General features: G+C 58.8%; 18 protein-coding genes. All 18 read left to right on the top strand.

Annotated elements, in window-relative coordinates; translation table 11 throughout:
- Positions 1–16 precede the first annotated feature (16 nt).
- Positions 17–925: a dialkylrecorsinol condensing enzyme gene (locus ACZ5K9_RS05230; protein ID WP_464273367.1), complete on the top strand. Its 909-nt coding sequence runs from the start codon at positions 17–19 to the stop codon at positions 923–925.
- A gap of 17 nt (positions 926–942) precedes the next feature.
- Positions 943–2,220, top strand: a complete 1,278-nt coding sequence (locus ACZ5K9_RS05225; protein WP_464273366.1) for a beta-ketoacyl-[acyl-carrier-protein] synthase family protein — start codon at positions 943–945, stop codon at positions 2,218–2,220.
- Between the two features lie 241 nt (positions 2,221–2,461).
- Positions 2,462–3,220, top strand: coding sequence for an enoyl-CoA hydratase/isomerase family protein (locus ACZ5K9_RS05220; RefSeq protein WP_464273365.1), 759 nt, complete (start codon positions 2,462–2,464; stop codon positions 3,218–3,220).
- 23 nt (positions 3,221–3,243) lie between these two features.
- Positions 3,244–3,930 carry a 4'-phosphopantetheinyl transferase family protein gene (locus ACZ5K9_RS05215; protein ID WP_464273364.1) on the top strand — a complete coding sequence of 229 codons (687 nt, stop codon included), beginning with the start codon at positions 3,244–3,246 and terminating at the stop codon, positions 3,928–3,930.
- A gap of 89 nt (positions 3,931–4,019) precedes the next feature.
- A complete protein-coding gene (locus ACZ5K9_RS05210; RefSeq protein WP_464273363.1) occupies positions 4,020–4,349 on the top strand; it encodes an acyl carrier protein in 330 nt (109 codons plus the stop codon).
- Complete coding sequence (locus tag ACZ5K9_RS05205) at positions 4,350–5,603, top strand: beta-ketoacyl-[acyl-carrier-protein] synthase family protein (protein WP_464273362.1); 1,254 nt, start codon at positions 4,350–4,352, stop codon at positions 5,601–5,603.
- Positions 5,604–5,615: 12 nt separating this feature from the next.
- Positions 5,616–6,296, top strand: a complete 681-nt coding sequence (locus tag ACZ5K9_RS05200) for an ABC transporter ATP-binding protein (RefSeq protein ID WP_464273361.1) — start codon at positions 5,616–5,618, stop codon at positions 6,294–6,296.
- Between the two features lies 1 nt (position 6,297).
- Positions 6,298–7,542 (top strand): ABC transporter permease, encoded by a 1,245-nt coding sequence (locus tag ACZ5K9_RS05195; RefSeq protein WP_464273360.1) that lies wholly within the window; start codon positions 6,298–6,300, stop codon positions 7,540–7,542.
- Positions 7,535–8,320 carry an outer membrane lipoprotein-sorting protein gene (locus tag ACZ5K9_RS05190; RefSeq protein WP_464273359.1) on the top strand — a complete coding sequence of 262 codons (786 nt, stop codon included), beginning with the start codon at positions 7,535–7,537 and terminating at the stop codon, positions 8,318–8,320. The genes ACZ5K9_RS05195 and ACZ5K9_RS05190 overlap by 8 nt, the downstream gene beginning before the upstream one ends.
- A gap of 68 nt (positions 8,321–8,388) precedes the next feature.
- Entirely contained in the window at positions 8,389–9,750 is a 1,362-nt protein-coding gene (locus ACZ5K9_RS05185) for a hypothetical protein (protein WP_464273358.1), read from the top strand.
- Between the two features lie 19 nt (positions 9,751–9,769).
- Positions 9,770–10,573, top strand: coding sequence for an enoyl-ACP reductase FabI (locus tag ACZ5K9_RS05180; protein WP_464273357.1), 804 nt, complete (start codon positions 9,770–9,772; stop codon positions 10,571–10,573).
- A 20-nt stretch (positions 10,574–10,593) separates the two neighbouring features.
- On the top strand, positions 10,594–11,712 hold the full coding sequence (locus ACZ5K9_RS05175) for a hypothetical protein (protein WP_464273356.1): 1,119 nt from the start codon (positions 10,594–10,596) through the stop codon (positions 11,710–11,712).
- 11 nt (positions 11,713–11,723) lie between these two features.
- Complete coding sequence (locus ACZ5K9_RS05170) at positions 11,724–12,953, top strand: beta-ketoacyl-[acyl-carrier-protein] synthase family protein (protein WP_464273355.1); 1,230 nt, start codon at positions 11,724–11,726, stop codon at positions 12,951–12,953.
- Between the two features lie 15 nt (positions 12,954–12,968).
- Entirely contained in the window at positions 12,969–13,976 is a 1,008-nt protein-coding gene (locus ACZ5K9_RS05165) for an ACP S-malonyltransferase (protein WP_464273354.1), read from the top strand.
- A 41-nt stretch (positions 13,977–14,017) separates the two neighbouring features.
- A complete protein-coding gene (locus ACZ5K9_RS05160) occupies positions 14,018–14,764 on the top strand; it encodes an enoyl-CoA hydratase/isomerase family protein (RefSeq protein WP_464273353.1) in 747 nt (248 codons plus the stop codon).
- Complete coding sequence (gene dpgA / locus ACZ5K9_RS05155; protein WP_464273352.1) at positions 14,761–15,843, top strand: 3,5-dihydroxyphenylacetyl-CoA synthase DpgA; 1,083 nt, start codon at positions 14,761–14,763, stop codon at positions 15,841–15,843. The genes ACZ5K9_RS05160 and dpgA overlap by 4 nt, the downstream gene beginning before the upstream one ends.
- Positions 15,844–15,855: 12 nt before the next feature.
- A complete protein-coding gene (locus ACZ5K9_RS05150; protein ID WP_464273351.1) occupies positions 15,856–16,650 on the top strand; it encodes an enoyl-CoA hydratase/isomerase family protein in 795 nt (264 codons plus the stop codon).
- Between the two features lie 226 nt (positions 16,651–16,876).
- Complete coding sequence (locus ACZ5K9_RS05145) at positions 16,877–18,175, top strand: 3-hydroxyacyl-CoA dehydrogenase (RefSeq protein WP_464273350.1); 1,299 nt, start codon at positions 16,877–16,879, stop codon at positions 18,173–18,175.
- Positions 18,176–18,268: the final 93 nt, after the last annotated feature.

Genomic DNA, 18,268 nt, shown 5'->3' with positions numbered 1-18,268 from the left:
CTCGAGGAGGGGACGCATGGGCGAGGGGTTCGGCCCCGGGAGGGAAAAGAAATTTAAGGTCTTGGTTCTCTATTACTCCCAGAGCGGACAACTGGAAAATATCGCCAGGTGCCTGACCAAACCTTTGGCCCAGTCCCCACAAATCGAGGTGCAGTACACGGCTTTGGAGCCTGAAAAACCGTACCCGTTTCCGTGGCCGATCTATCGGTTCTTCGATACGCTGCCTGAGGCCGTGCTCATGGAGCCCCCGCCCTTGAAACCTCTGGATTTTTCAAGTATCGGCAGACCGGATTTAATTCTACTCTTTTATCAAGTCTGGTTTTTGTCTCCGTCCTTACCCGTTTCCGGTTTTTTAAAATCCGATGCGGCCGATGTCATGCGCGGGGTCCCGGTCATCACGGTGGTGAACGCCCGGGATAAATGGGTGAGCGCCCAAGAGCTCGTGGCCGCGTGGGTCCAGCGGCGAGGGGGGGTCTTGGTGGATCACGTCACCGTGGTGCATGCGGGGTCGGCCCTCGGAAGCCTTGTGAGCACCTTGCGGTGGCTGTGGACGGGAAAGAAGGAAGGATTTTGGCGTTTTCCCGATGCCGGGGTGCCGATGGACAAGATCGTCGCCACGGAACGCTATGGCAAGGCCATCTTGGACGGCTTGCTCGACGGCCGGATCCTCGAAGGAAATTCTGTACTGGAGCCTCTTAACCCCGCGCCGCAGGATCCGGATTTGGTCCGCCAAGAACGGGTGGGGCAGGCGATGTTCCGCCGTTGGGCGCGACTGATCCGCTGGGCGGGACGTCAAGGTCAACGCAGGCGCGCCCCGCTGGTCATGCTGTTCATGATCCATTTGGGCATACTTATTGCCCTGTCTTTCCCCATCGGTCTTTTCATGAAAGGCGTCGTCGAGCCGCTGCGCACGCGGGCGCATTGATCCAAGAGGTGATCTTCATGGCCGGAGAGGGCTTCAATCAGCACCACCATGCGGTGGCCATCACAGGGATCGGGCTCATTTGTTGCCTGGGAGCCGACAGAGAAACCTGTTGGCGGCGTCTCGTGCAAGGACACTCGGGAATCCACACCATTCGGCGGTTCGACGCCTCAGGGTGTGCCACACGGATTGCCGGCGAACTGCCTCCCGAATACTACCAGCGGGAACAGGAGGCATTTCCGAAAAAGGCGTTGCGGCAGAGTACCCTCTCGTCTCGAGTGACCATTCTTGCGGCCCGTGAGGCTCTAGCGGATGCGGGGGTCGACCCCAAGAGCATGGATGGGGAGAACGTGGCCGTGATTACCGGCTGTGGGGGGTCGACCTATGGGGATGAAATCCAGTATGCCCAGGAAGGGGATCGGCCCAAGCGCCGAAAGGTGCCCATCGTCTCCCATGGAATGCTCAATGCGCTGTCGGCCTGCGTCACCATAGAGTTCGGGTTTAAGGGGCCGTCTTACAATGTGGCCACCGCCTGTGCGTCCGGGGCGCATGCTGTGGGGCACGGCTTTGAGTATGTGAGAAGCCGGGGACACGCCTGCCTTGTGGTCGGCGTGGACACCCTTGTGTATGAAGAGAGCATCCGGGGTTTCAATGCGCTGATGGCGCTGTCGGAAAGCAACGACGAACCGGAAAAGGCGAGTCGGCCCTTTGATAAGCTGCGCAACGGTTTTGTCCTCTCCGAAGGAGCGGGTGCTCTTTTCTTGGAGCCTGTTTCCACGGCCAAGGCTCGGGGGGCGAGGATCTATGCGCTCATTTCCGGGTATGCGGCCAATTCGGAAGCGTACAATATCGTGGCTCCGGACATGACGGGCGGGGCCATGGCCCGGGTCATGGAGGCGGCCCTGGCTCGCTCCGGGGTGCCCAAGGAAAAAATCGGTTATATCAGCGCCCATGGCACATCCACCTATCACAACGATTTGGCGGAAACCCGAGCCATCAAGAAGGTGTTTGGAAAACAGGCCTGGCGACTGGCCGTGAGCTCACAGAAATCGATGATCGGCCATTCCATCGGAGCGGCCGGGGCCATTGAAGCGGGTGTGTGTGCCATGACGCTTCATCGGCAGATTCTCACACCGACAATCAACCATGAGGTGCCCGATCCTGAATGCGATCTTGACTATGTGCCCAATGAAGCCCGCAAGGTGTCCGGCCTGGAGGCGGCCTTGAGCAATTCTTTCGGATTCGGGGGGCACAATTGTGCTCTCGTTTTCGAACGCTATTCAGACTCTGGCGCATGAAGTGCCGGCAGTTTCCAGACCCCGTCTCGGGAGCGACGTCACCCACCCGCGAGAGGGCTTCATGGGTTCGATGTGAACCTGGGGTCGGCTCGAGGAAGGTGATTGCTTCCTGCAGTGGGCTCCACTTTTGGCAAATCCTCAAGGGCGTCGGCCCGAAAAGGTCCTGGCTGAGCGGTGGTGGACCATCGGGCAAGGTCTTGATCACGCGATGACCATTCTCTAGTTGTGTGGAGCTGGGACTATGGAACTGCCCGCGACCCGAGCTCTTGTTCTCACTTTGGACGACAACGGCATCCTCACGGTGGCGCTCAATGATCCTCCGGACAATCGTTTGAAGCGGGCGATGTTTGAGGATCTCGCGACCTGCCTCAAGATCATGGCTGCCGATCCGGTGCGGGCGGTGGTGATCAAGGGCGTGGGGAGAAACTTTTCCAAAGGTGCCGATCCAGAGGAATTGCGTGGGGCGGATGTGGCGCAGCAATCGGCCTTGCTGCACTACGGCAACGAGATTTTTCAGGCGCTTTCCCAATTGACAAAGCCTGTCGTGGCGGCTATAGACGGCGCGTGTTTCGGCGGCGGTCTGGAATTAGCCCTTTCCTGCCATTTGCGAGTCGCCTCGGAGAGAGCTCGGCTTGGCCTTCCGGAATTGAACCTTGGACTTGTCCCCGGTCTCGGTGGGATTCAGAGGTTGACACGGATCGTTGGAGAGGCGGCGGCTTTGGAAATGGTTTTGCTCGGGGACTTGATTCCCGCATCGAAAGCCTTAGAGCTTCGTCTCGTCAATCGTGTTTTTCCCCGCAAAGAATTTGAGGAAAGGACCATCCTGTGGGTCCGGACGATCCTTTCAGTCCCGCACCGGGCGATTCAAGAAGCCCTGAAGCTTTTTGTGCAGGCACGAGGGCAAAAGGAGCGCCAGTTGATGGCGTTGGCGAGCGAAGCGTTCTTGAGACTTCTGCCCGAAACCTCTCTAGCCTCAACGTCTCCCCTGGGCACTCTATAATCTGGAAGAGCTTGGGAATCGCCGTGGCACCCGCGCCAAGCTCTTTTCGTTGTCCTGATTTCCAGCGGGGGTTGCATCCCAGAGAAATTCAGGAACTGGAAGGAATTGTCAGTGCCAAAAGGGCCGGGGAATGGCTGGCCGCCAGGCGGGCTCTGAAGTATCTGGCATGCAAGATGCTCAAAGCCCAGTGTCCCGATGACGCGTATGTGGTCAAGAATCGTTTCGGTCTTCCCCGATTGCGGGTGGTTCGCTGGGGCGAGACGGAGGTCTTTCCCTGCAGCTTGTCTCACAGCGGCGGTTTGGGAGCGGCCGCCGTGAGTGTGGGTCGAGACGGGCTTGTGGGGATCGATCTGCAGATGGTGACCCCAAAGTTGGCCCGTTTACGCAAGGCGTTTTCTGGGACCGGTGATCATCTGGGCGTGCCCCTCGGCGGCTTGTGGCGCTGGACCGTCCTGTGGGCCTGCAAAGAAGCGGCGGCGAAAGCCCTTGGGATGGGTTTGGCTGTGGATTTGACGAGCCTGAGCGTTCAAGGCACGGGAGGAGGGCGTTTTGTTGTGCGGGCGCCCGCGTTCCATGCACAAATGAAAGGCTATTTCTGCATAATACCCCCATTGTGGATCTGTTCTGTGGTGTGGACTCCACGGGATCCTTACCTCTCCGTGGGCCCGCCACGGCTCTTCGCCGGCCGCGAGAAGCCAGGCTGGGCGTGAGCGTGGACCAGCAGGTGATGCGCCCCTCCACAAGCTCGCTGGTGGAGAGGGTGAAGTCGTTTCTCTAGGAAATGAGGGAGAGTGAGTCTATGGGACGTGTGGTCAGCCCTGAAGAACGTCAAAGGATTTTCGAAGATATCCGCCAATTCCTGGCCGACGAACTTGAGGTGGATATCGAGCAAATTACCGAAGAAACGGACGTGGTGAATGACCTTGGCGGGGATTCTGTGATCTTTTTGGAAATCGTGGAGGAGCTTCGAGAAAAATACGGTATCCAGGTGGAAGTGAGAACGATTGGGCAATACATGCTCCGCAAGGCCATCACGAATATCGGACAGGCCGTCGACGCGTTGTGTGAGGTGATCGAAAAAGGAGAAGCGTTGGTGGCTGCCGACTTAGACGCTGAAATGGCTTCGTAAATGGACACACGTCAGATGCCGCGGCGTGGTGTGGTGATCACGGGTCTCGGCATGGTCACGCCCCTGGGGATGTCGGCTCCGGAAACGTGGCAGGCCATGCTTCGAGGGCATTCAGGGATACGGCGGATCACGAAATTCGATCCCTCGCATTGCCTCACCCAGTATGGGGGGGAATTGCCCGAGGAATTTGCTCGGTGGGAACGGGAAAACATTCCCAAGAGGGTGTTCAAGCAAACCGTTCGGACCAGCCGGATCATCATGAAAGCGGCGGAAGAAGCTCTGCAGGACAGCGGAATTGTTCTGGAGGAGATCAACTCGGATCGATGCGCGGTGGTGATGGGCACGAGCGGTTCCAGCATTCGCAGCCCCCAGGATGCGCCGGAGCCTGGAGCCGAAAAATTCAAGATTATTCGAGAGATGATCAATGCGATTCCTGCCTGGGTCACTCTGAAGATGCAGCTGCGCGGGCCAAGCTATACGGTATCGGCGGCGTGTGCTTCCGGGGCTTATGCCATCGCCAATGGGGTGGACTTGATCCGATCCGGCGCGGCGGAGGTGGTGATCGCGGGAGGCGTGGACACGCTGTTGACGGAAAACTCCATACTTCGCGGCAATTTCTTGCAGGTGCTCACACGGGAAAACCACCCAAAGGCGATGCGTCCGTTTGATTTGAGACGAACGGGATTTTTTCTTGCCGACGGGGGATGCTGCGTGATTTTGGAATCCGAGGAGCATGCCCGGCAGCGGGGGGCTCGGTGGTATGCCCGAGTGGCGGGATATGGCACCATGTCCGAGGCCTACAACATCTTTATGCCGGCGCCTCATGGTCAGGCGATGGCCCGGGCCATGGAAAAAGCGTTGGAAGATGCAGGGCTCACCCGGGAAGCCGTCGACCTCGTGTGTGCCAACGGGACGGCGACTATCATCAACGATTACTATGAAACTCAAGCCATCAAGACGGTCTTTGGGGATCATGCGTACCGTTTGATGGTTCCCGCCATAAAGGCCATGACCGGCCACACGGTGGGCGCTTCGGGGGCCATAGCTGTGTCTGTGGCGGCCTTGGCCCTGGAGAGCGGCTGTGTTCCCCCCACAATCAATTATGAGTGTCCCGATCCGGATTGCGATCTGAACTACGTCCCGAACGAGGCACTGAAGGGGTGCACCATGCGTTCCGCCATGGTGAATGCCTTCGGGTTTGGCGGCCATAATTGCTCATTGGTGCTCGTGGCAGCCCATGGGCCCATAGCCTGAACGGAATGGTCCATGGCGCTCATTGAAGTGATCGATGTCAGCAAGGAATACGTTTTTGGAGAAATGACGGTCCCTGCCCTTCGAGGTATCGACTTGACCCTTGAGTCAGGGGAATTCGTGGCGATTTGGGGACCTTCGGGATCGGGAAAGACGACTCTGTTGAACATCCTGGGGCTCATTGACGAGCCGAGCCGTGGGGTATATCGGCTTGACGGGGTCGAAACGGCCCGATTGAGCGACGATGCCAAGTGCGAAATGCGCAATGCCCGCTTAGGTTTCATTTTCCAGCATTTCAATCTCATCCCTGTGCTTTCGGCTTTGGAAAACGTGATGCTTCCCCTCCAGATCCGCGGTGTGGCGTCCGGGGAAGCGTCCCGAAGGGCCAAAGAGCGTCTCCGGCAGTTGGGTCTCGAAACCTTTGTGCATCATAGGCCGGATAAACTCTCCGGCGGGCAGCAACAGCGCGTGGCCATCGCCCGGGCCTTGGTCACTCAGCCCCAGTTGATCATTGCCGATGAGCCGACAGCCAACCTCGATTCGGAAAACGCCTTGGCCATTGTGGATCTCATGCGCCGCCTCAATCGTGAGGAGGGAGTGACTTTTGTCTTTTCGACCCATGATCAACGCCTCTTAGACATTGTGGACCGTCGCATTCGACTGGCCGACGGCCGTATTCAAGATCAAGGGATCTGACGTGGCCGCCTGGTTGAAAATAGCCGCGAGAAATCTCGCCAAAAACAGAAGGCGTTCCCTTTTGACCATGACGGCCATCGCCTTTGGGTATGCGGCGGTCAACCTCTTTGGGGGGTTTACGGCGTATATGTACGAGGGGCTTCGGGAGGGTGCCATATATGGCACCATGCGCGGCCACCTGACGGTTTTCAAGGCCGGTTTCTTGGACAAGGGGCAGTTGGATCCCACGGCCTATTTGTTGACTCCCGAAGAACTGGCCCTCATGGAAACCGTCTGGAAAAGCACGCCCCACATCGTGATGGCGACCCCTCAACTGGGCTTTACGGGCCTGATTTCCAACGGAAAGGTTTCGACCATTTTTATCGGCCGGGGCATCGAAGCGGCAGCTTTGGATGAGTTTTGGAAACGCCGGTACTTGACTCGTGTGCAGGAATTTGACGGACGTCCCTTGAGTGACGCGCAGCCCGAGGGTGTGGCCTTGTCTCGGGGGTTGGCGCGCCTGGTGGATGTGCACCTTGACGGGATGGCCGTTGTTTTGGCCAACACCGTGGACGGACTGGTCAACGCCTTGGATGTGACGGCGGTGCAGTTTATCGACGTGGGAGCCAGTGCTTTGGAGGACAAAGTCCTTCTTGCCCCTCTGGGGCTGGCCCGCAGCCTTTTGGACACGGCGGGAGCCGATCGTGTGGTGGTGTTGCTGGAAGATGAGCGGTGGACGCAGACCGTCAAACAAGGGCTTCTTGACGCTTTTCGGGACAAAAGGCTGCCGGTGGAGATCAAGACCTGGATCGAGCTCAGTCCGGAGTACACTCGGACCCGGAACATGTTTAATACGATCTTCTTGTTTGTTTTTTTCATCGTTTTTTTCATCGTGATCATGAGCGTGGTCAACACCATGAGTATGGCCGTCTTCGAACGCACCCGAGAAATCGCCACCCTCAGGGCCCTGGGGCTCAAAAGACGGGGGGTGATGCGGCTTTTTGGGCTGGAGAGTCTGCTCTTGGGGATCTTAGGAACCCTTGCGGGGGCGGTCCTGACTGCCGGCGGGTGGCTTTACGTCAAACTCGCCCAGCCCATGTGGACGCCGCCGACCATGGTCCGTGCAATTCCGTTGAAGATTTTGATCATCCCCGAATACCTTCTGCTGAGTTGGCTGCTCATGGTGGGGTTGTGTCTCGTGGCGTCATTACTGCCCGCCCGTCGTGCCGCCCGACAAAATGTGGTGGAGGCTTTAGGCTATGTGTAGATTTCCCAGACCATGGAAAGAACGGGCTTGCGTCCTTGGCATGGTGGGGTTGCTTACGGGGGTTTTTCTTCTTTGGAGCGGATGGACGCCGTCGTGGGCCTTGTCCCACCAAGAGATTTTACGTCAAGCGGATCGAGCGAGGGGGAATCTGGAAGGTGTCATCTGGCCCCTTTCCATCGAGTCCAAAGAAGAAAGGGAGCGGGAAGAGCGGCATCTGGAGGTTCAGGCTCGAGGTTACGACTTCTTGGCGGTTATGTCGGATCCCCCGAAAGTGCGCGGGCACAAGCTGATGATGGTCAACCACAACATGTGGTTCGCCAAGCCCGGTTTGAGCAAGCCCGTGCCTGTTTCGCCTCGGCAGAAGCTCGTCGGGGGGGCGTCTTACGGCGACATTGCGGCCACAAACTATGCGGAAGACTATGAAGTGATCGGCGTTTCGGAAGATATGGTGCACGGGGAACCGTGCTACGTCTTCGATCTCAAGGCGGTCCACAAAAAGGTGACCTACGACCGCATCAAGTATTGGGTCAGTCGCGAGAGGCTCGTGGGTCTGCGGGCGGAGTATTACACCCTCTCGGAAAAGAAATTCAAAGAAGCGGAGTTTGAATACACGCACAAGCTGGAAAATCCCGACGGCTCAGCGCAGCCCTTCATTTCATCGATGCACATCGTGGAAACTTTGACCTCGCAGAACGTGACCACATTGCACTTTGGTGCTCCGCGTCTGGAGAGCATTCCGGCCTCGGTGTTCAACGTCAATACCTTGATGAGTCGCTGAGGCGGGGAGACGTGGAGAAGACCTTCATAGGCGGTGGACAAGGGAATCATCATAGGAGGGGGCCGCGTGTGGCCGTCGCTGTCCTGGCGTGGTTTCTTTTCCACGCGGTATCCCCCGCGGCGGCGTCCGCGGAGGAGGCGCGCTCCGTGCCCTCCGCCTTTCGGGAGGGATGGAGGTGGCTGCAGGACCGCATCGACGTTCAGGGATCCATTATCGGCTATGGAACCGCACAACGGGCCCGCACGGAACCTCAAAACCCGGGCAACCTCATTCTCAATGTGCCCCGCTATGTGGGTGCCGTGGAACTCCGACCGGATTTCTTTTCCCGGTGGGGGCCCGTGGAAGCGGCCGTCAAGCCACGGTGGCACTTCGAAAAAGCCTATTGGGACGAGGGGCGGAATCCATCGTCGTGGGATGGGGATGAGGAGGCCTTTGTCAACGAATGGTGGCTGCGGGTTCACCCGAGCCCCACATGGGTCGTGTCTTACGGGCGGGAAAACCTCCAGTGGGGCCCGGCTTATTTTCTTTCGCCCACCAATCCATTCTTTCGAGACAACGGGAAGGCAAATCCCAAGGACGAAGTCGACGGCGCGGATTTTTTCCAAGTCTCCTGGTTCCCGTCCCCCTCATGGACGGTTACCCTTATGGCCAATACGGATGAAGGCCGCCAGGAGGGGATACGCGATTTTGAAAGGACGTATGCCGTCAAGGTGGACTGGACGGGTTACCGAAAGTATGTGAGCGTGATAGCATCCAAAAGAGAAGATCGGCGGGCGCACGGAGGGGGCTACGCGGGGGTCACGGCCAGCGACGCCGTGCTTCTTTATGGGGAAGTGGATGTGACGTTGGGCGGTTGGGGACTCTACCCGGAGCAGGATCCTTCGGCCCCCTTCGGATGGAGCCTGACTGCGTCGCAAAAGGACTCCCATCGACTGATGCCGGTGGCTCTCGTCGGGGCCTCTTATACCCTTGAGGCCGGGCCGACCCTTGTCGCTGAGTATCTTTATCACGGTCCGGGCTACACAGATCATGAAGCCGAAGGCTTTTTCACCCTCGCCGACGAGGCGGCCGCCGCCTTTGGGCAACCCACGGCGCTGGGTGCAGCGGCGGCTGGGGTCCTTGCCCGTATGGTGGATCCTGGGCTCAGGCTCTTGCGTCGGCATTACCTGCTGGTTCAGTACCAACACCGGGACCTCGGGGGGCTGTGTGATCTCGTCTTCCGGACGGTGGTCAATATGGACGATGGGTCCATGCGCCTCAATCCCATCGTTGAAGGGGATCTTGGGGATCGCTTCCGGTGGTTTCTTTTGGGAACGCAGACGGTGGGGTCGGACTGGGGAGGCCTTCGATCGGGTGCAGACGCCAACCGCACGGAATTTCGGCGGCTTGGGGACTACAGCTTTTGGACGGGAATCGAGTTCTTCTTCTAAAACGATAAAGGAAGGCGCCATGGAACTCCTTGCGGGCCGGAAGGCCTTGGTTCTCGGGGTAGCCAACAAGATGAGTCTGGCGTGGGCCATCGCCCGCGCATTTCGAGAGCACGGGGCGCAAGTGGCTTTGAGTTGCCTTGAGAGCAGCCGGCGAAAGGTGGAGAAATTAGCGACGTCGTGGAATTGCGGCCCGGTGCTTGTGTGCGATCTTCGTCGCGATGAAGATGTGGTGCGCCTTTTTCAGGATGTGGGTCGGCACTTTGAGGGCACTCTCGATATTCTGGTCCATTCCGTGGCGTACGCGGATTTGAATTTCCTGGGTGGAGAATTCATCAAGACGCCCCGGGCGGCATGGAACGAAGCTCTGGAGATCAGTGCTTACAGTCTCGTGGCCTGTGTCCGTGAGGCTCGAACGCTCCTGAAAGCCTCGGGGCACGGCAGCGTGATCACCCTCACCTACGCGGGGTCCCAGGAAGTGGTCCCCGGCTACAACATCATGGGAGTGGCGAAAGCCGCTTTGGAATGCAGTGTGCGTTATCTGGCCTATGACTTGGGACCCGAAAACATTCGGGTCAACGCCCTTTCGCCGGGACCGGTGCGGACCATTTCCGCTCTGGCCGTGCAGAATTTTGAACTCGGTTTGCGGATGGCTCAAGAGCATGCCCCTATGCTTCGCAACATCACGGCGGAAGAGGTAGGGGCGGCGGCCGTCTTTTTGGCGTCGAATCTGGCGGCTCCCCTCACGGGCTGTGTGCTCCCTGTGGATGCGGGGCTGCACATTCTCAGTCGGCCGTCCATCGCGCGCTCGGACCTCAAGCTCTAATGCGACACGAGGAGGAGAAGATGTTCCAGGATTCGGCCTATCTTATCGGGGTGGGTTCCTATTCTCCCGGTGATCCGGTGCCTTTCGACAAGATCGAAGATGTTTTGGGTCATTTGGAAAATGTTCCAAAAAAATTGGAAAAAAGGCTCCATCGGCTCCGTTCCCTCCTCCGGGATATGCTTGGGGTGGAATATTGCCATTACGCCTATGATCCGCAGACGAAGACGTTGACGGACACCAATGTGAGCATGTGCGAGAAATCGGCGCGCGTGGCCTTGGCTCAGGCAGGTCTGGAACCTCAAGAGGTCGCGCTGATCGTCTATGCGGGGATTCTCTATGACGTCATGTGTCCCCCGAGCAGTGTGTTGGTCCAGGAAGCCTTGGGGATTCCTTACTGTGCGGAGCTTTCCATTCATTCCAACTGTACGGCCATTTACAAGGCCCTGCAGGTGGCCTGTGATTTGGTGCGCGTCGGGCGCTACCCGAATGCCCTGATTGTGACGTCCCAGCTCTCTTCGGCCTTTTTGAATGCGGATTATTTCAACCCCGAAGCGGTCACCTTGGAACAGGTGATTTTACGGTGGTTTTTGAGTGACGGCGCGGGGGCGTGGGTGATTTCCCGTGAACCGGGACCTCGGCTGGCGCTTCGAGTGACGGAAACTTATCTTGAGTCTGTGGGGTTGGGTATTCCTCCCAGCATGCGCATGATGGCAGGAGCTTTGCACAGCAACCTCAGGGAAGTTTATGCCCAAGGGATCCACCACCTGGAGCAGGACATCAAAACGGTGTCGGAGCTGGCACCCAAGCTTTTCAAACAAGGTTTCGACACCATGCGGGCGAAAACGGGACTGGATGTGCGAGACATCACGTGCTTTTTTGCCAACATTCCCACAAAGCACATGATGGATCTGCTGGTCAACGGGTTGCGGCGCGATTTTGATTTTCCAGACCTTCAGTTCTACACCAAGTTGGCCCATCGGGGATATCCAGGGGCCCCGGCGGTGGTCATTGCGTTGGACGAATATTTGAAGGAGACCCCCTTGCGCCCTGGGGATCGTTTGGTCAGTTTTGTGACCGAATCGAGCAAATGGATGCATGCGGGGTTTATTCTCGATGCCTGCTCTCCCTCGAGCCTCTGAGGTGGGCGTGCATGGACAAGGGGCGACGTTTTCGGGTAGTAGTTACAGGTTTTGAAATGATCACCGCCCTGGGACTGGATTGGCCTAGCACGTGGCAGGGCCTTCTCGAAGGGCGGAGCGGGGTGAATGTGATCCAACGCTTTGATGCCTCGGGGTATGAAACGTGTATCGCCGCGGAGGTCCCCCGCAGTTTCGAAGCGTATGGACGGAGTTTTTTCAAGGGACGCCGGGCACGGCAAATGGCCCGGGCGACCCAGCTGTGCTACGTGGCGGCGCGTAAAGCCGTGGAATACAGCGGGATCGATTTCGACGCGGTGGATCGGGACCGGTGCGCCGTTATCATGGGGGCCGTGGATACCGGACATTGCTGCCTCGACGACGATGAATTCTGGGTGCTGCGAACGATGCCTCATGCCTTGTCCGCGTGGATTGCCCTGGATTTGAAGCTCAGCGGGCCCAACTACACCGTTTCGGCCGCCTGCGCCTCGGCGGCCTTTGCCATTGCCCATGCCTATGATCTCATTGCCTACGGCAAGGCCGATGTGGTGCTCACGGGAGGTGCCAGTGCCATCGTGAACCCCGAACATGTGCTCGGGTTCAACGAGCTTCAGGCACTCTCCACGCGGAACAACGATCCCAAAGGCGCAAGTCGCCCTTTTTCCAAAGGTCGGGACGGTTTCGTGATGGGTGAGGGGGCGGGGGTGCTGGTGTTGGAATCCGAGGAGTCCGCCCGAGCACGGGGCGCCCGGATATGGGCGGAGATGCTTGGCTACGCCCTCACCAGCGAAACCTACAATATCATGGCCCCCGCTCGAGACGGCGTGGGCATGGCCCATACCATGAGATCGGCTCTGAAGCACGCAGGCATCGGCCCGGAAGATGTGGACTATATTAACGCTCATGGAACGTCCACCCCCTTTAACGACCGCTATGAGACCATGGCCATCAAGGAAGTCTTCGGACCTCGAGCCTACAGGATTCCAATCTCCTCGACCAAATCCATGTTAGGGCATACGGCCGCCGCCGCCGGGGCCATCGAGGCGGTGGTTTCAGTGTTAAGTGTCTATGAAGGCAGGATCCATCCCACCATCAATTGGGATCCAGATCCGGAGCTGGATCTCGATTATGTGGCCGGCGTCGCGCGGCAGGTGTCCCTTCGCACGGTTCTTTCCAATTCGTTCGGATTCGGAGGGGTGAATGCGACGCTGGTGTTCGGCAAGGCTTCGAGCGGTGGGGTGTAGAAAAGGAGCGGGACCATGGGGCGACCCGTGACGGCTTTCGTCTTTCCGGCTTTTGAAATGAAATATGCCTCGTTCGATGTTCGTAGTGTGGAAGGCTTTGAACAGCGGCTCGCAGAGGCGTTGACGGTTCTGGGTGACCGATGTTCCTTGACTGCCGAGAATGTCTTCGATGCCTATGCCTCCGCCGCCCGCTATGCGCAGCTCAGCGACGAGCAAAAACATCAGTTGTGTTACGTCAGCAGCGGCGTTTTGGTCGATCTTTTAAAGGCGAGAGGCGTCACGGCGCAGTGGGCGGCGCCGTACAGTATGGGCCTTTTTGCATCCGTTTATGCCGTCGGGTGCTTGTCTTTCGAGGACGGCTTCGCCTTGATGAAGCATGTGTGCCGGACGGCCCATGAGGTCGGACGGCATCGTCAAGGGTACGGCATGGCGACGGTGGTGGGTCTGAGTCGACAGCGGTTGGAAAACCTGATCAGGCTCTACGGGCCGGAAACGGCGCTCTCAGACGAAATGTCGGAAAGGGTCCTCATCGTCTCGGGCAAAAGGGACCAGCTGGAAACCATTGTGGCCAAGGCCTTGGCGAACGGGGCCTTTCATGCGAAGCTGCTGGCGGTGGAACTGCCGTACCATTCGCAGATGATGGCGGAAGCCAAAGAGGCCATTGAAGCTTTTGCGACGACCCTGCCCCTAAGGCCGCCGCGCATACCGCTGGTGTCCTGCACGGACCAAAAGATTCTCCGGACTCCAGAAGAGGTGTTGGGCGAAATTTGCCACAACGTCATTCGTCCGTTGCGTTGGCGGGCCACGGTGGAGGTGCTCTTGCAACTGGGGGTCTCCCGCTTTGTGGAATGCGGTTTTTGCGAGAACTTATCAAAAATGCTTAAAATGACGGATAAATCCGTTCAGGTGTTCCATCCCAAAAGGTTCAACCGGCTTGATGACGAGGCGGTGAGTCAACCGGCAGGGGTGGGCTCCCAGGGCCCGACGGTGACGCCATCCGCCCATCATCCCTCGATGCTGTAAAGACCTTTCGGCCGCCACCCTGGACTTTTGAGGTCAAAATCATGGAAGATCAGGCGGAAGGCGTGCAATCCCGGCGGGAAGGACCCGTGGGGTGGATTGTCCTGTGCCGGCCGCAGAAGGCCAACAGCTACACGTCTTCCATGTTGGAGGCCTTGGATGAGGCCCGAGGCGAGTTGGAAAAGGACGAGCAGGTGCGGGTGGTGGTGGTCACAGGAACGGGCGCCCGAGCCTTTTGCGCCGGCGCCGACCGTACAGAAATGGCCGGCAGCGATTACCGCCGGGCTTTGGATTTGAAAAGCCATGCCGTTTTTGCCCGCCTCGCCGCGTGCCCCAAGGTGACCATCGCGGCGGTGAACGGCGCGGCGGTCGGCGGCGGGTTGGAGCTGGCCTTGGCCTGTGACCTGAGGATCAGTGTCCACGAGGCGGTGTTCGCCATGCCGGAGCCATCCCTGGGAATCCTGCCCGCAGCCGGCGGTGTCCACTGGCTCCCGCGGGTTGTGGGCACGGCCGGGGCGAAGGCGCTTATTCTCGGAGGGGCCACCTGGAACGCGGAAGAAGCTTTTCATTATGGGTTGGTGCATCGCGTGGTGCCGCGCGAGCGACTGCCGGAGGAAGTGCGGGAGTGGACCACCCGGATTGCCACGCGCGATCCTCTGGCGTTGCGCTTGGCCAAGGAAATGTTGAACGCTGCGGGGACCTGGCCCCGTGAAGCGGAAAAAATCGCCCAGGCCCTTCTCTATCAACTCAAGCGGGAACGTTCCGCCCAAACCAACGGATGCGCATCATGACACCGTCCAGACCCGGTCCGGCCACGCTGTCCCCAAACACCCCCCGAATCGTCTCCGTAGGAACTGCCAATCCTCCCCGCCGTTACACGCAGGAGGAAGTTCTCGACTTGTACCAGGAAAAGGATTGGAAAATCCGTTCCATCTTCCTCGGAGGGCACATCGCGACACGTCATCTCTATTTGCCCGAGCCGGTCAACGGGTCCATGCCCGAGGAGACCAACCAGGACCTGATCGACAAACACCTTCGCGGGTGTCTGGAGATCGGCCCGCAGGCCATCGAGGACTGCCTGAGCCCTCTCGGCATGGGACCCTATGAGATCGATTTTTTGTGCTGTATCAGCAGCACCGGCTTTCTCTGCCCTGGCATTACGGCGCACCTCATCAAAAAAATGGGCTTCCGAGAAAATATTCGGCGAGCCGATATCTTGGGCATGGGGTGCAACGCAGGGCTGAACGGGCTCCAGGCGGTGACGGATTTTGCCAAAGCGAACCCCGGCAAATGGGCCCTCCTGGTCTGCCTGGAAATCTGCTCGGCGGCCTATGTCTACAATCGATCCCTCAGCACGGCCGTGGTCAATTCCCTTTTCGGGGACGGGGCCGCGGCGCTCTTGGTGTGTTCCGATCCGGCTTTGACGTGGCATCATGGCCCTCAAGTGGTGGATTTCGAGCCCCATATCATCCCTGAAGCCATCCGCGCCATGCGCTTTGACCTCGAGGACAACAAATTGTCCTTTTATCTTGACCGGGACATTCCCTACGTCATCGGGTTGAACGTCCGCAAGCCCGTCTCCCGGCTCTTGGGCCGTCATCAGATCAAACGGCGCCACGTCCAACATTGGGTGGTGCATTCCGGAGGCAAGAAAGTCATCGACGCCATTGCGTATAACCTCGGCCTCACGCGCTACGATTTGCGCCATACCGTGAGTGTTTTGAGAAATTACGGGAACCTGTCGTCGGCGTCATTCATCTTTTCCCTCAAAGAACTGAACATGGAAAACGTGGTCCGGGAAGGGGACCTTGGGGTCATGATCACCATGGGGCCCGGAACGTCCATCGAAACGGCTTTGGTGGTTTGGTAAAGGGGATAGCCCATGAAACACTACGACACGTTGAAGGTGACCCAAGAAGGCAATGTGGTGACCGTGGCGCTCCACCGCCCCCATGTGCGCAACGCCATCAACATGCAGATGGTTTACGATTTAGTGGACGTGGTGGACATCGTGGCCGATGCTTCCGATGTGGCCGTTTTGGTTCTGAAAGGCAGCGAAGGCGTCTTTACCGGCGGCATCGACCTCAGAGATTTCTCCCTGGAAAAGCCTCCGGACATCTACGGACTGCAAAAATGGGAAAATATGTGCCGCCAGATCGAACGGCTCAACAAGTTCACGGTGGCCGCCGTGGAAGGCGACTGCATCGGGGGTGGGGTTCAGCTGGTGCTTCTGTGCGATGCCCGGTTGTCGGAAAGAAAAGCCGTTTTCCAGCTCAATGAGGTCAAGCTCGGATTTTTACCCGGCATGGCCCTGTTTCGTCTGGCCAAATACGTGGGCCTGGGCCGGGCCAAGACCCTGGTGTTGCGCGGGAAACCCTTCACGGCCCAGGAAGCCTTGGAATGGGGCATTCTGGATGAAGTGTGTGACAAAGTAGAGTTTGAAGACACCTTGGAGAGAACCGTGCGGGAGCTTCTTCCGTTCCATCCGGATGCCTTGGAACTTGCCCGCCGCCTGCTCCTGGAGTGTTACGCGTCGGAATACGAAACCTATATCGGCCACTTTCTGGCGGCGCAGCATCGGGCCATCAATTCTGAGGCGTTTCGCGAGCTCATCCTGAAAGCGACACGGCCCAAAAGAGCAAAAAACGCTTTGGGGGGCGGCGCGGACGGCACCTGATCTGTGGCTGATCCCCAAGGCACATGGATTCGAGAAGAGACCCCATGCAGAGCCGGGACGAAAGACCGAGTGGGAGACGGCACGGACGGGTGTGCGCTCGTGGCATGGAAGGGTGTCCGGCGAAAGATCGCCATATGCCCAAGGTTTATCGGTAACGGTGCTTCAAGCGGGTTGAAGGGCGGATGGCGGTGCGCGGGGTGCCGCCCAAGTCTGCAGAGGGAACACCATGCATGTGGGGATTGTGGGGTATGGCAAGATGGGACAGTCGGTATGGCAGCTTCTGCGCCGACTGCCCTATCGAGTGAGCGTCGTGGTGCGGACGGAACAACAAGCACAGCACCACCGGCAGCAATTCCTCAATAAATTGGACAAGGCTCTACGGCGCTCGGGGATGAATGAGGCGGAGCGGGCAGAGCGGCTGGCGCACGCGGATGAGACATGCCGATTTAGCCATAGGCTGGAAGCTCTTCGGGATGCGGATGTGGTCTTGGAGAACGTCACCGAGGAAATGGAAGTCAAAACGCGGTTGTTGGCGGAGCTGGAGGCTGCACTTTCCGGGGGGCAGGCCCTTGTGTTCACCAACACATCGTCCATCTCCATAGACACCATGGCCGGTGTGTTGCGTTCCCCAGAGAGATTCGCCGGGCTGCATTTCTTTCATCCCATGGCCATCATCCCTTTGGCCGAAATCATCACGGGATCCAAAACGTCGCCCCTCACCGTGGAGGCCGCCTGCCGTTTTGCCACGGCTTTGGATCGTGTGCCCATCGTGGTCGCCGACGGTCCGGGATCGGTCATCAACGGGGTCCTTGTGCACTATTACGCCGAAGCGGTGTATATGCTGGAGGAAGGAGCGGCCGGTGCGGGGTGCATTGACGAGTCCGCTCGAAAGCTTTTCTACGTCGGTCCTTTGGAATCCGTCGATGTCATCGGGCTCGAACTCCTTCTGGCCGGCTTGCGCCATGCCCCGCCGTTTCCCTCGGCGGTCCCCATTCGCATCGGCCCGAAAGACGCCGAGGGGGATATTGGGGAATCGCCGGGAACCCGCCCGGGCTATCGCTTTCCTCCGCTTCTGACGAAGCTCCACGCCGATGGGCGTTTGGGCAAGAGCGCCGGGAAGGGGGTTTTTGTGTACACGGGAGGGAAACCCGTGGAGGATGATCCGTCGTATTACCGCTGTGCTTCCGGCGAGGTCCGTGGGCAAGCGGCGCCCCTGGACCAGGAGGAGATTCTCCGCCGATTGCTCTACGCAGTTTTCAGCGGATGTTTGTGGGCCCTCCACTTGGGGTTGGCCTCGGTGGAAGCTCTGGACGTGGGGGTCCGGGAAATCCTTCAAATGAAAGACGGGCCCTTCAGCCTTATGCGCCGAATAGGGCATGGGGCGGTGCTCCGGAATTTTCACGAACTCGCCGCACGGTGGGGACGGAGGTTCGATCCGTCGGGTTTGGAGAACCTTGTCCCGGACGGCCCAGGAGACCGTGAGGCCCAAGCGCCGGGGTCCCAAACCTCGGGAAGTGTCCCGTGAGGACAGGCCCTTCAGGAACCGACGGCGTTTTCTCTTTGGGAAACGCAGGCTGCGCGGGCACGGACCTCAGGGGGGCGGAGTCACGGGCATTGA

The organism is Desulfosoma profundi (genome assembly GCF_055387865.1).
This window is presented reverse-complemented; position numbering and strand designations above follow the sequence as displayed.

What these genes read in the sequence shown, in the direction of transcription:
- ACZ5K9_RS05230 (WP_464273367.1), top strand. Translation starts at nt 17, where the DNA reads ATGGGCGAGGGGTTCGGCCCCGGGAGGGAAAAGAAATTTAAGGTCTTG.
- ACZ5K9_RS05225 (WP_464273366.1), top strand. Translation starts at nt 943, where the DNA reads ATGGCCGGAGAGGGCTTCAATCAGCACCACCATGCGGTGGCCATCACA.
- ACZ5K9_RS05220 (WP_464273365.1), top strand. Translation starts at nt 2,462, where the DNA reads ATGGAACTGCCCGCGACCCGAGCTCTTGTTCTCACTTTGGACGACAAC.
- ACZ5K9_RS05210 (WP_464273363.1), top strand. Translation starts at nt 4,020, where the DNA reads ATGGGACGTGTGGTCAGCCCTGAAGAACGTCAAAGGATTTTCGAAGAT.
- ACZ5K9_RS05205 (WP_464273362.1), top strand. Translation starts at nt 4,350, where the DNA reads ATGGACACACGTCAGATGCCGCGGCGTGGTGTGGTGATCACGGGTCTC.
- ACZ5K9_RS05200 (WP_464273361.1), top strand. Translation starts at nt 5,616, where the DNA reads ATGGCGCTCATTGAAGTGATCGATGTCAGCAAGGAATACGTTTTTGGA.
- ACZ5K9_RS05190 (WP_464273359.1), top strand. Translation starts at nt 7,535, where the DNA reads ATGTGTAGATTTCCCAGACCATGGAAAGAACGGGCTTGCGTCCTTGGC.
- ACZ5K9_RS05180 (WP_464273357.1), top strand. Translation starts at nt 9,770, where the DNA reads ATGGAACTCCTTGCGGGCCGGAAGGCCTTGGTTCTCGGGGTAGCCAAC.
- ACZ5K9_RS05175 (WP_464273356.1), top strand. Translation starts at nt 10,594, where the DNA reads ATGTTCCAGGATTCGGCCTATCTTATCGGGGTGGGTTCCTATTCTCCC.
- ACZ5K9_RS05170 (WP_464273355.1), top strand. Translation starts at nt 11,724, where the DNA reads ATGGACAAGGGGCGACGTTTTCGGGTAGTAGTTACAGGTTTTGAAATG.
- ACZ5K9_RS05165 (WP_464273354.1), top strand. Translation starts at nt 12,969, where the DNA reads ATGGGGCGACCCGTGACGGCTTTCGTCTTTCCGGCTTTTGAAATGAAA.
- ACZ5K9_RS05160 (WP_464273353.1), top strand. Translation starts at nt 14,018, where the DNA reads ATGGAAGATCAGGCGGAAGGCGTGCAATCCCGGCGGGAAGGACCCGTG.
- dpgA (WP_464273352.1), top strand. Translation starts at nt 14,761, where the DNA reads ATGACACCGTCCAGACCCGGTCCGGCCACGCTGTCCCCAAACACCCCC.
- ACZ5K9_RS05150 (WP_464273351.1), top strand. Translation starts at nt 15,856, where the DNA reads ATGAAACACTACGACACGTTGAAGGTGACCCAAGAAGGCAATGTGGTG.
- ACZ5K9_RS05145 (WP_464273350.1), top strand. Translation starts at nt 16,877, where the DNA reads ATGCATGTGGGGATTGTGGGGTATGGCAAGATGGGACAGTCGGTATGG.